This is a genomic window from Enterovibrio norvegicus DSM 15893 (assembly GCF_900115495.1).
Classification (GTDB): domain Bacteria; phylum Pseudomonadota; class Gammaproteobacteria; order Enterobacterales; family Vibrionaceae; genus Enterovibrio; species Enterovibrio norvegicus.
In genome coordinates this window covers 77,564-89,595 of record NZ_FOWR01000001.1, presented here as the reverse complement: position 1 = coordinate 89,595, position 12,032 = coordinate 77,564, and the positions used below count along the sequence as shown (strand labels likewise).

Here is a 12,032-nt window from a genome sequence, read left to right as displayed (position 1 = left end):
ACTGAAAACGGTTTACCGAATACCTGAAATAAAACGTTGACCCAAGAATGGGAGAGACGAAACCAAATCGCCAAAACAAAACGCTAAGGAGTGGCTGTGTCGCCGATTTATAAAGGGACGTGGGCGATGTTGGTCGGCATCACCTTGCTGAGTGTCGATAGCTTATTGATTCGACTAATACATTCCTCAGAGTGGACATTGCTTTTTTGGCGTGGTTTTTTTTCGGTGGTGGTTATTCTGGCAGTGATACTCGTCATTCAACCCAAAGAAACGATTGCGGCTATTAAAGCGCCAACAAAATCTTTATTTCTTGGCTCAATCGCGTTCTCCTTGTCGACGATATGCTTTGTGCTCTCTATTGAAATGACACAAGTTGCCAGCACATTAATCATCATTAATGTCAGCCCCTTAATCAGTGCCCTGCTCGCCTACTTTTTCCTCAAAGAGCGTGTTGATAGACGCACTCTCATCGCCATTGTCGCTGCGACAGCAGGCATTGTGTTTGTGTTCAGTGATACCGCATTGCCTGACGCCTCGATCGGTAATTTGATGGCGTTAGTCACGGCTTTTATGCTGGCCTCTTACTTTGTTATCCTACGCAAAACGCAAAGCAAGAATGCACATTTGTACCTTGTGCTTGGCGGCTTTTTCACCATGATCATTGCCCTTATTGCAGGCGCTGAACCTTTCGCGCTCACCAAACAAGAGTGGGTTTATATCTTGATCCTTTGTGTGGGTGTAGTGCCACTTTCCTTCGTACTGATATCCATTGGTCCTCGCTATCTACCTGCGGCGCATGCCAACTTGTTCATGCTTTTGGAGGCGATTTTGGGCCCATTATTCGTTTGGTGGGGGTTGGGGGAAGTGCCGAGCCAGAATGTACTGATCGGCGGAGGCATTGTCTTATTGACCCTGATATTGTTCACCGTCTCAGCGGCAAATGAAAAGCGCGCACTCAACAAAAAAGCCAGCATCGGTTGATACTGGCTTTTCGAAATCATGGGTACATTGTTGGCGACAGACCTAATTGTTGGCGACACGCCTAAAGGCGTAAACTTTGCCACGCTTCACACATAGTGCGGAATGTAGCGGCATCGCCTTCTGGACGGTCTGGGTGCCATTTTAGCGCCATTTTTCGCCACTGACGGCGTATCTCTAAATCCGACGCATCCACCGACAATCCCAACGCTGACAGCGCATTTTTACGCTCGACCGTTGTCTCACTGCAATGTCCAACGTGCTGCTGATAACGCTTCCAGAAAGAGGAAAGCAAATCACGCACATCTTCGAGTTGCGCATCGTAGTTTTTCCAGTCCATGTAATATTCACGCAAGGGATCGTCGCGATTGATTTCATGTTGGACAAACCCTGAGCTTGCGCCGCGCCATTTTAATTGAATGTCCATCGACTCTACTTGCAACCACTGCTGAGGAAGCAGCATTTCTTGCAGTTGGTATAGGGCGTTCATGATGAGAAAATTACGCTTGAAGAGATCCAGTTGAAGGTCATCGTCTAAATGATCCATGATGGTCTTCTTCTGTAGCTCAGACATCAGGTAGTGAACCTTCCAGCTTTGGTGAGATTCTTCAAGCACGCTCAGAATCGGCCAGATCAGGGGGTTATCAATGTCATCCCGTTGTTCAGCAAGCATACTGTAAATTCTCCTATCGACGACATGTCGTACATATAAGACATTAATCCATTATGCTGTGTAACGCCTGCGAATTTCCGTTCTTCTGCGCCGACTCACAGCACTTTGCTCCTTGGCAGGAGGTTTCACCCCTACTAACAGAACACTCATTTGCTGTATTAAATGCATGCATAGTCGATGCCAATCACGAGACGATGTGTAAAAATATTTTACAGTGTCAAAATGGTTGCATTTAGGCCATTGAGTACAAAAAGAAAAAGGCCGGTGATAATCACTGGCCTTTCTTTTCGAATCCGATATCGCGGATGCAAGGTGTTCGCTTAAATTGCATAAAGCGGCAATTTTGTGACACTTATTTGGCGTGTTCACTGCCATTTGCGTTTTTTGACGCCGGACCGTAAAATCTTTTCCGAGGTCAATACGCCGCAGGCAGCGACATTAGCCGCGGTAGTAACGCTGTGGTACGAATGGCATCTTTTCGATAGTCATCGGCAACTTCTTACCGCGCACCTCTGCAAACACTTCTGTGCCAATCACTGCGAGTGCAGTTGAAACGTAACCCATGGCCACAGGCTGGCCTTTCGTTGGGCCAAACGTGCCGCTGGTGACTACGCCAATTTCATTGTCATCAGCATCAAACAGCACTGCCCCTTCACGAACAGGTGCTTTACTTCCCCCCAGCAAACCAACACGCTTGCGCGAAACATCTTTGGTCGCAATTTGATCCAGAATGATGTCTGCACCAGGGAACCCACCGGCACGCTCGCCGTCTGCACGGCGTGGCTTGCTCAGCGCCCACAGTAAGCTTGCTTCAACAGGCGTGGTTGTCGTGTCAATATCATGACCATATAGACATAAACCACACTCAAGGCGCAGTGAATCACGCGCACCCAAGCCAATCCATTCAACGGCATCATTTGCTAATAGCGTACGTGCAAACGCATCGGCTTGGTCGGCAGGAACAGAAATTTCGTAGCCATCTTCACCGGTGTAACCAGAACGGCTCACCAAACACTCAACGCCACCCAAATCCATCGAGGCGGCATCCATGAATACCATGTCAGCAACTGCAGGGTTGAGCGTCGCAAGTACGGTTGCGGCTTCTGGACCTTGCAAGGCTAGCAGCGCACGGTCTTCGATTTCTTCCAGTTGTACGTCGCTTGGCAGGTTGGCACGAAGGTGCGCAATATCTTGCGCTTTACACGCGGCATTCACGACCACGAACAAGTGATCGCCAAAGTTTGTCACCATCAAGTCATCCATCAAGCCGCCTTGCTCATTGGTGAACAGCGCATAACGCTGCTTACCGGCTGGCAAATCGATGATGTCAACGGGCACTAACGCCTCAAGTGCTTTTGCTGCGTTTTCGCCATGTAAACGAAGCTGACCCATGTGCGACACATCAAACAGACCCGCATGTTCGCGACAATGGATATGTTCTTTACGCACACCCAATTCGTATTGAACAGGCATGTCATAACCTGCGAATGGTACCATTTTGGCACCCGTTTCAATGTGTAGGGCATGTAACGGGGTTTTGAGAAGATCCTGTGACATGTTTCACTCCATGATCATGGCAATAGCCGACGTACTGAGAAATTGTCCGCCATTTGGCGGGTTGGTGTTTTGTTCATCCTTCTTACGAGGATGAACAGCCTCTCTCTAGAGGAAAATACTAAGAAGCTGTTACCCAAAGGATGAGTGCGTCTTCTTCACTGGCAGAGGTCAGCATGTGCCCCATCGCCGCGTCGTAATACACACTGTCACCTTCTTCTAAGGTAATCGCTTCATAGAACTCTGAATAAAATACGATGCTTCCTTCAAGCACTAATAGGAACTCTTCGCCATCGTGTCTAATCCACTCATCGTATTCGTCGAATGAGCGCGCATGCACACGGGACTTGAACGGAAACATCTTCTTGTTAGTTAGCTGCGTAGCAAGTAACTCATGCTCGTAAGTCGCAGTCGGTCGCGCCTTACCTTCACCAACGCGCGTAATGTCGCGTCGGCCTGTGGCTTTTCGTTGTTTTGGTGGCGTGAACAATTGGGGAATACCAATGTTCAAACCCGCAGCCAGCTTTTGCATCGCTTGAAAGGTTGGCGAAATCTGTTCGTTTTCGATTTTTGATAATGTCGATCTCGCCAAGCCCGTCAGTTTGCTCGCCTCTTCCAAGGTCAAACCACCCGCGGTTCGGATTTCTTTCAAGCGTTCACCCAACTTCAGGGGCGCAACGTGCGCGTCACCGCTTGCACTCAAGCTTCCGCGTTCAACGGTTACTGGTGGATACACGTCCTGTGTATCTGTCTCTGTTGTCATTCGACTCCCCTTTACATTATCTCATGGGCCGTCAGCGTTGGCTCATTCTTACACAGAGACTGTGCTAGCCGATAAGCGCAAGTTAACACTTTTAACAAAAAGTTTCCTATTGGAAACTTACGAAAAAACGTACTGACAGACGATGAGCACTAACTAATTGAAATTACATCAACCCATGGCTTCGATAGATCACTCAAAAATCCAACAAAATAGCAAAAATCATAAGTCGCTGATTTTAATTACTATTAATGAATAACGATGAAATAACCGTTGCAATCATGGATGCCAAAAGGTAAAAAAGCAAACGTTTGCGCAAAAACGAAAACCAGAATGCTTCGTGTGGATGGCTATTTTCGAAATATGGCTAGGCGATCACAACACGAGTTTCCTATAGGAAATTTTGTTTTACGAAGTGGTGGTACGTTTTGTATGTTACACAAATGTTGACTCCGGCAACGCATAAAAAGCCAATACTTAAATAATAGGCTCCGGACTGTCATCCCCCATCAAGGGATGGTGTGTACCCTACAAAACGAGGATACGTGCAATGAGCCATAGCATGTTTGACCTGTTCAAAATTGGCGTTGGTCCATCAAGCTCCCACACCGTTGGGCCGATGGTCGCAGCTGCCCGATTTGCTGCCAATCTTCGCGAAGAAGCATTGCTCCACAATACCCACAAGGTATCTATCGAGTTATTCGGTTCATTAGCCTTGACGGGAAAGGGACACGCTACCGATGTTGCCTGCGTCATGGGATTGATGGGTGAATGGCCCGATAGCATTAACTCAGACGACATTCCAACCATGTGCAACATGGTTAAAGGAAGCAAAGAGCTGCCTCTCGACGGACATCGATTTATTCCGTTTGATTGGGATGTAGACTTGGTCTTCCATTTCGACAAAGTGTTGCCTGAGCACCCAAATGGCATGACGTTGACGGCACTGGGTGAAAACGATGAGATCTTGCTCAGCAAAACGTATTTCTCGGTAGGGGGTGGTTTTGTGGTTGAAAAAGGTGAAACCGATGCATTGGCGTCGGATTTTTCACCACCGAATACATTTAGCAGTGCCGTTGAACTTCTTGAGCACTGTAAAACGCAAAACAAATCGATTGCTGACATCATGTTTGCCAATGAGTTGGCGCGTGCCAAACATCAAGACAAAAAGGCAACGATGGAGGCAGTCAATCAACAAATCGATGCCATCTGGCAAGTGATGTTGGCCTGTATCGAGCGCGGCATTGAACAGGAAGGCACGCTACCGGGTGGTTTACAGCTAAAACGTCGTGCGAAAAAATTACACGACTGCATCAAGCGTAAAGACACCGACGGACTGCCCGTTGATTCGAATGATTGGGTCAACATGTATGCCATGGCAGTCAATGAAGAAAACGCAGCTGGCGGACGTGTAGTCACTGCACCAACAAACGGTGCCGCGGGTGTTATTCCGGCAGTGTTGGCGTACTACAACAAGTTTGTGTCGCCAAACAACATGGACGGTATTCGTACTTTCCTCGCCGTCGCAGCCGCAATTGGTTCGCTTTATAAAACCAATGCGTCGATTTCTGCTGCAGAGGTGGGATGCCAAGGCGAAATTGGCGTGGCGTGCTCCATGGCAGCCGCAGGATTGGCCGCCGCAATGGGTGCGACACCAGCACAAATTGAAAATGCCGCTGAAATCGGCATGGAACATAACTTGGGCCTAACGTGCGATCCAATAAATGGTTTGGTTCAAGTGCCTTGCATTGAGCGCAACACCATGGGCGCAGTAAAAGCCATCAACGCCACAAGATTGGCGTTGAACGGTGATGGTGAACACCACGTTTCGTTAGATAGCGTCATAAAAACGATGCACGAAACCGGGCTCGACATGATGAGCAAGTACAAGGAAACCTCACAAGGTGGCCTTGCAACAAACACCATCGCCATCAATGTTGTCGCATGTTGAGTCGCGTGCCAGCAAGGTCAAAAAAATAACGAACATAGTATTTGCGCGCTGTCATAAAGCGCGCCGAATAGAACACAAAATCGCGTTTTTTCGCTGAGTAAGCGAAGACGAATAACCACGTTTCAAACGGAGATGAAGAAATGGATGCAACCCTGAAGTTTGCTGAGAGCCACGAGTGGGTAAAAGACAACGGTGACGGTACTGTAACCGTTGGCATTTCTGAGCACGCGCAATCGCTTCTCGGCGATGTCGTTTTTGTGGATCTGCCAGACGTAGGCAGCGAAGTAGAAGTGGGCGAAGGTTTCTCATTGGTAGAATCAGTAAAAGCAGCTTCTGACATTTATGGCCCAGTAAACGGCGAAGTCGTTGAAGTGAACGAAGATCTGGAAGACAGCCCAGAACTTGTTAACGAAGCGCCGTTTGAAGGTGGTTGGATTGCAAAAATCAAGCTTGCTGAAGACAGCAACCTAGATCACTTGATGTCTGCTGACGCTTACCAAGAAACTATCGAAGACTAATTCAGGACGACTGTCATGACCGAATCACGCCTACTCGACCAACTCCAACCTCATGATGAGTTTGTAACGCGCCACAATGGCCCGCGTGACACTGATCAAGCCGAGATGCTGCGTACCGTGAATGCCACGAGCCTTGAGCATTTGATTGAAGAAACGGTACCTGCTCACATTCGTTTACCTCGACCGCTTGAGCTAGACGATGCACTCAGCGAAGTTGCCATGCTAGACAAACTGAAAGGCATTGCCAGCAAGAATGTCATCAAGCAAAGCTTCATCGGCCAAGGTTACTATGGCACGCATACGCCTACACCCATTCTGCGCAACGTCTTAGAGAATCCAGGTTGGTACACGGCCTATACGCCATACCAACCAGAAATTTCTCAAGGTCGTCTTGAATCACTGCTGAATTTCCAGCAAATGGTGATGGATTTGACCAGCATGGAATTGGCGAATGCCTCACTGCTGGATGAAGCGACAGCCGCTGCTGAAGCCATGACGCTATGTAAGCGTGGTGGTAAGAGTAAGAGCAATACCTTCTTCGTTGCAGATGACGTGCACCCGCAAACCTTGGACGTAATTAATACACGCGCGGGCTTCATGGGCTTCGACGTGATCACTGGCGCTGCAGATACCTTGCCACAGCACGACGTGTTTGGTGCGCTGCTGCAATACCCAGGTACGACTGGCCAAGTCCGTGATTTGACGGATTTGATTGCCCAAGCACAAGCCAATAAAACATTGGTTATTGTCGCCGCAGACCTGCTTTCTCTCGCCTTGCTAAAAGCACCGGGTGAGATGGGTGCAGATGTCGTGATTGGCTCAGCACAACGTTTCGGCGTGCCAATGGGCTACGGTGGTCCTCACGCTGCGTTCATGGCAACCCGTGACAAACTCAAACGCACCATGCCTGGCCGCGTGATCGGTGTGTCTATCGATAACAAAGGCAAGCAAGCGCTGCGCATGGCAATGCAAACCCGCGAGCAGCATATTCGCCGTGAAAAAGCGACGTCGAACATTTGTACTGCTCAGGCGTTATTGGCCAACATGGCGGCATTCTTCGCGGTTTACCACGGCCCAGAAGGCCTTAAGAAAATTGCACGTCGTGTTCACCACCTCACCGCTTTAGCGGCGGCAGCATTCAATCATGCTGGCGTAGAAGTGGCATTCCATGATTTCTTCGACACCATTACCCTGAACACGGGCGATCAAACGGACGCTCTGTTCAAGAAAGCACAAGATGCAGGCTACAACCTGCGTAAGCTTGATGGTCAACTCGGTGTGAGTGTGGATGAAACAACCACATTGGAAGACATCAACGGCTTGTTAGCCGCCATCACTGATGAAAGCGATGTCACCCAATTCGCCGCGTCTATCGAAGCTGACGAGTTTGCGGCGATTCCAGAATCTTGTCGTCGTACCAGTGCGTACCTGACGCACCCCGTCTTCAATACGCACCATAGTGAAACACAGCTGATGCGTTACATGAAGAAGCTAGAAAACAAAGACTTCTCTTTGACGCACGGCATGATCCCGCTAGGTAGCTGCACCATGAAGCTAAATGCGGCTGCTGAAATGATCCCCGTCACGTGGCCGGAATTCGGTGCATTGCACCCGTTCGTACCAGCAGATCAAGCCTTGGGTTACACCGAGCTTGCTGACTCACTCAACAAAATGCTTTGTGAAATCACTGGCTACGATGAGATGTCTCTGCAACCAAACTCTGGTGCACAAGGCGAATACGCGGGCTTAATCGCGATTCAGCGTTACCACGAAAGCCGTGGCGATGCGCACCGCAACGTGTGTTTGATCCCAAGCTCTGCGCACGGTACAAACCCAGCGTCTGCCGCCATGGTGTCAATGAAAGTAGTTGTCGTGGGTTGTGATGACAGCGGTAACGTCGATGTGGAAGATCTGAAAGCAAAGATTGAGAAACATCGCGACAACCTTTCTTGCATCATGATCACCTACCCATCAACGCACGGCGTTTACGAAGAAGCGGTTCAAGAAGTGTGCGAATTGGTTCATGAAGCGGGTGGTCAGGTTTACCTTGATGGCGCGAACATGAACGCACAGGTTGGTCTAACGAGCCCTGGCTTCATTGGTTCAGACGTTTCTCACTTGAACTTGCACAAAACCTTCTGTATCCCTCACGGTGGTGGCGGTCCAGGTATGGGGCCTATCGGTGTGAAAGCGCACCTCGCCCCTTTCCTTCCAGGCCACGCTGTGAACGGCACTGAATTCGCAGTATCTGCTGCACAAATCGGTAGCGCCTCTATTTTACCAATCTCATGGGCATACATTGCCATGATGGGCGAACAAGGCCTGACCGAAGCCACTAAAGTAGCGATTTTGAGCGCGAATTATGTGATGGAGCGTCTGTGCCCATACTACCCAGTGCTGTACCGCGGTACACACGGGCGTATTGCGCACGAATGCATCATTGATATTCGTCCTCTCAAAGACGAGTCAGGCATTAGCGAAGAAGATATCGCAAAACGCCTGATGGACTATGGCTTCCACGCACCAACCATGTCATTCCCTGTTGCTGGCACGCTCATGATTGAGCCAACAGAAAGTGAAGACAAAGCTGAGTTGGACCGTTTCTGTGATGCCATGATTGCGATTCGTGAAGAGGTCGCGAAAGTGCAAGACGGCGAATGGCCATTGGAAAACAACCCATTGGTTAATGCACCACACACCCAATCAGACTTGATGTCTGACGTGTGGGAACGTCCTTACACCCGTGAACTGGCATGCTTCCCGAGTGCGCAAGCGAAAGATGCTAAATACTGGCCAACAGTAAACCGTGTCGACAACGTGTATGGCGACCGCAACTTGATTTGTTCTTGCCCGAGCATTGAAAGTTACATGGAAGACTGATCAGCACCGCTTCGTTTTAAACAAAACCAAAACGAGCCTATCTGGCTCGTTTTTTCTTTCATAAAGTTTGCATTATTAGTCATTGTGTAAATGCTGCATTTTTTTGTGTATGGAGTGTAATCAACTAACCACTTACCTATCACAGCTCACACTATTAACGCAATTCGAGGGTTTGCAACCCACTGGAATTGCAGTATCTATTTGGCTCCAAGCCTTTATTCTTGCGCTTCACACCCAGCCCCTACGCCCATTTCCTGTGTCTAGATCTCAAAGTCACAGCGAAATCTAATACCAATCAGCATTTAATCGCTTTGTACAAAAAGAGAGACACTGCAATATCGAAGCGTTGTATAAAATTTTTCATACCCCGCCTTATTTTCGAGTCGGATGTATAAGAGAACGCTTACGTACTCGCGGTTTTGCTGTGGTTTAAAAAACAGTATGAAAAAAGCGACGAAATAATAAGAGCAACGTACAGAGACGGCTTGCAGTGACATTTCCGCGCAAAGCACTCAAAGAGTTAGCCAGTTTATACAATGTTTGGTGAGGGTTAGGAAAATTACTATCGAGAGCATGGATGCGGCGTTTCGCAAAGTATATCAATATGCTGAGCCTAATCTGACGTTAATCGGATGGATGGGGCTCATCGGCTTCCCCGCATATTTTGTTATCTGGCAATATATCTTCCCGCAACCTTATGAAAACCTGCCACTCCGCCTCTTCTGTTCCGTTCTTTTTCTCATCATTTTGTTCCGCAATAAAGTGAAGCTCGCATGGCAGGATAATATGCATTTGTATTATCAAGTTGCCATGACCGTCTGCCTCCCCTTCTTCTTTTTCTATATGCTTTTTATGAATGATTGGTCGAGCGTGTGGCTACTCTCTTGTATGGCTGCGATTTTCGTCCATATATTGATGGTACACATCACGCGGGTGATGTTTATCCAAACCTTTATTGGTATCACCCTTGCCATCTTCTTCGCGTGGGTTTCAAAAGACTACCACCTCGCATTAACCATGAATTGGACCTATGTTCCTATCTTCCTGTTCATGTATATGTTTGGGAATCTCTTCTACTTTCGCAATCAAATGGAACACGAAACCAAAGTCTCGATTGCCAAAGTGTTCGGGGCAGGCATCGCTCATGAGATGCGCAATCCGCTCAGTGGGCTATGTACCTCCATTGATTTGATTCAAGCCATCCTGCCCAACCCCCACGATCAAAAGAAAGCAAACTACACACTCTCTGCGGAAGATGCGCTTTTACTGCGTGAGATCAGCCATGATGCTATGAACATCATTCGCGCGGGTAATGAGACCATAGATCTGTTGCTGACCTCTATCGATGAGAACCGCGTGTCACGATCGACGTTCAAAAAGCACTCGGCGCAGCATGTGCTAGAAAATGCGATGACAAGTTTTGGCTATAAGAGCGCAACGGATCGTTTCTTGATTTCCATCGATATTCGGGATGAATTTGAATTTTTAGGCAGTGACACCCTACTCAAGTACGTTATCTACAATCTGTTTAAAAATGCTTTTCATCATCGAAGTCCAGAAAACTTCCACATCAATGTCACGCTGGAATCTGACGAGCGCGAAAGCCGCATTATCGTGAGAGACAATGGGTCAGGCATTCCAGAAGAAATCATCGAGCACATCTTCGACAATTTCTACACCACCGGGCGCTCAGGCAGTTATGGGCTAGGGTTACCTTTCTGTAAGAAGGTGATGGTGGCATTTGGTGGGAATATCTCATGCACTTCAGAGCTTGGGGCATGGTCAGAATTCACCTTGCACTTCCCCGCACTGAATTCTGACGAAGTTGATGTCATTGAGCGAAATGTCCTCCACCTGAAATCCATGCTGATTGTTAGCGACCAAAGTATTCTCACGTCCAAAGCGATTGATACCGGTAAAGCGCTGAGCATGCGTGTGGACAGTATGAGTACCCTTTCCATGCTGCAAAAGAAAGAACATGAATTTGAGTACGATTTAGTCTTTATTGACTTAGAAAGCATGGTCGCCAATGGCGATATCCTCACGCACATTGAACCCCTGCTTTCCTTTACCAATGCGCGTATTATTTACTTATTCCAGCATTGTGCGACGGATTATCAGACCAATGCGGTGTTTAATCCGGTGTGGATTGAAGCGCGTTCCTGGCTGCTCAATACGCCATCAGCCATTAAAGGTCTGCTGTTTGATGCGACAGAGCAGGATATGATGGCACCGCTTCAGTGTGTTTTAGAGCCTCAAAAGCACACCATTTTGGTCGTCGATGACAGTGAAACCTTGCGAAAATTTACCGCGAAGCTTCTAGAGAAGTTGGGGTTCAACGTTATCCAATGCAAAGACGGTGGAGAAGCCATTGAAACCTTAGATAACAAGCGCGTTGATTTAGTACTCATGGACATAGAAATGCCGGTAATGAGCGGCGTGGAAGCGTCACGTATTATTCGAGACTCGGGGAAAAGTTATTCTAGCGTACCTATCATTGCGCACACGGGAGACAGTTCAAGGTCTACCTTAGACAAAGTGGCGTCTTCTGGCATGTCTGATTTCATCGTGAAACCTTCCGATAGAAAACGCCTCCACGATAAGATTGTGACTTGGGTTTCCTGATATTTGGGTTTCGAAATGCTATCGATACACAGAAAAAAAAGCTCAGCACAAGGCTGAGCTTTTACGTTAACGCGAATGTGTTAGTGACATCAT

Annotated in this window: 8 protein-coding genes; 5 read left to right on the top strand and 3 right to left on the bottom strand. The window is 48.1% G+C overall.

Annotated elements, in window-relative coordinates:
* Positions 1-96 precede the first annotated feature (96 nt).
* Complete coding sequence (locus BM082_RS00370) at positions 97-981, top strand: DMT family transporter (RefSeq protein WP_017015366.1); 885 nt, start codon at positions 97-99, stop codon at positions 979-981.
* Positions 982-1,042: 61 nt separating this feature from the next.
* On the opposite strand, the gene BM082_RS00365 is transcribed toward BM082_RS00370, so the two are convergent.
* From BM082_RS00365 to BM082_RS00355, 3 genes are all read right to left on the bottom strand, one after another.
* On the bottom strand, positions 1,043-1,651 hold the full coding sequence (locus BM082_RS00365; protein WP_017008385.1) for a DNA-J related domain-containing protein: 609 nt from the start codon (positions 1,649-1,651) through the stop codon (positions 1,043-1,045).
* A 438-nt stretch (positions 1,652-2,089) separates the two neighbouring features.
* Positions 2,090-3,208, bottom strand: a complete 1,119-nt coding sequence (gcvT, locus tag BM082_RS00360; RefSeq protein WP_017015365.1) for a glycine cleavage system aminomethyltransferase GcvT — start codon at positions 3,206-3,208, stop codon at positions 2,090-2,092.
* A 118-nt stretch (positions 3,209-3,326) separates the two neighbouring features.
* Positions 3,327-3,968, bottom strand: coding sequence for a helix-turn-helix domain-containing protein (locus tag BM082_RS00355; protein ID WP_017015364.1), 642 nt, complete (start codon positions 3,966-3,968; stop codon positions 3,327-3,329).
* 547 nt (positions 3,969-4,515) lie between these two features.
* On the opposite strand from BM082_RS00355, the gene BM082_RS00350 reads away from it, so the two are divergent.
* The 4 genes from BM082_RS00350 (at position 4,516) to BM082_RS00335 (ending at position 11,939) form a co-directional block, all read left to right on the top strand.
* Complete coding sequence (locus BM082_RS00350; protein ID WP_074924810.1) at positions 4,516-5,916, top strand: L-serine ammonia-lyase; 1,401 nt, start codon at positions 4,516-4,518, stop codon at positions 5,914-5,916.
* Positions 5,917-6,056: 140 nt separating this feature from the next.
* A complete protein-coding gene (gene gcvH / locus BM082_RS00345) occupies positions 6,057-6,434 on the top strand; it encodes a glycine cleavage system protein GcvH (RefSeq protein ID WP_017008389.1) in 378 nt (125 codons plus the stop codon).
* A 15-nt stretch (positions 6,435-6,449) separates the two neighbouring features.
* A complete protein-coding gene (gcvP, locus tag BM082_RS00340; RefSeq protein WP_074924808.1) occupies positions 6,450-9,314 on the top strand; it encodes an aminomethyl-transferring glycine dehydrogenase in 2,865 nt (954 codons plus the stop codon).
* Between the two features lie 573 nt (positions 9,315-9,887).
* On the top strand, positions 9,888-11,939 hold the full coding sequence (locus tag BM082_RS00335) for a hybrid sensor histidine kinase/response regulator (RefSeq protein ID WP_017015361.1): 2,052 nt from the start codon (positions 9,888-9,890) through the stop codon (positions 11,937-11,939).
* The last annotated feature ends 93 nt before the right edge of the window (positions 11,940-12,032 follow it).

What these genes read in the sequence shown, in the direction of transcription:
- BM082_RS00365 (WP_017008385.1), bottom strand. Translation starts at nt 1,651, where the DNA reads ATGCTTGCTGAACAACGGGATGACATTGATAACCCCCTGATCTGGCCG.
- gcvT (WP_017015365.1), bottom strand. Translation starts at nt 3,208, where the DNA reads ATGTCACAGGATCTTCTCAAAACCCCGTTACATGCCCTACACATTGAA.
- BM082_RS00355 (WP_017015364.1), bottom strand. Translation starts at nt 3,968, where the DNA reads ATGACAACAGAGACAGATACACAGGACGTGTATCCACCAGTAACCGTT.
- BM082_RS00350 (WP_074924810.1), top strand. Translation starts at nt 4,516, where the DNA reads ATGAGCCATAGCATGTTTGACCTGTTCAAAATTGGCGTTGGTCCATCA.
- gcvH (WP_017008389.1), top strand. Translation starts at nt 6,057, where the DNA reads ATGGATGCAACCCTGAAGTTTGCTGAGAGCCACGAGTGGGTAAAAGAC.
- gcvP (WP_074924808.1), top strand. Translation starts at nt 6,450, where the DNA reads ATGACCGAATCACGCCTACTCGACCAACTCCAACCTCATGATGAGTTT.
- BM082_RS00335 (WP_017015361.1), top strand. Translation starts at nt 9,888, where the DNA reads ATGGATGCGGCGTTTCGCAAAGTATATCAATATGCTGAGCCTAATCTG.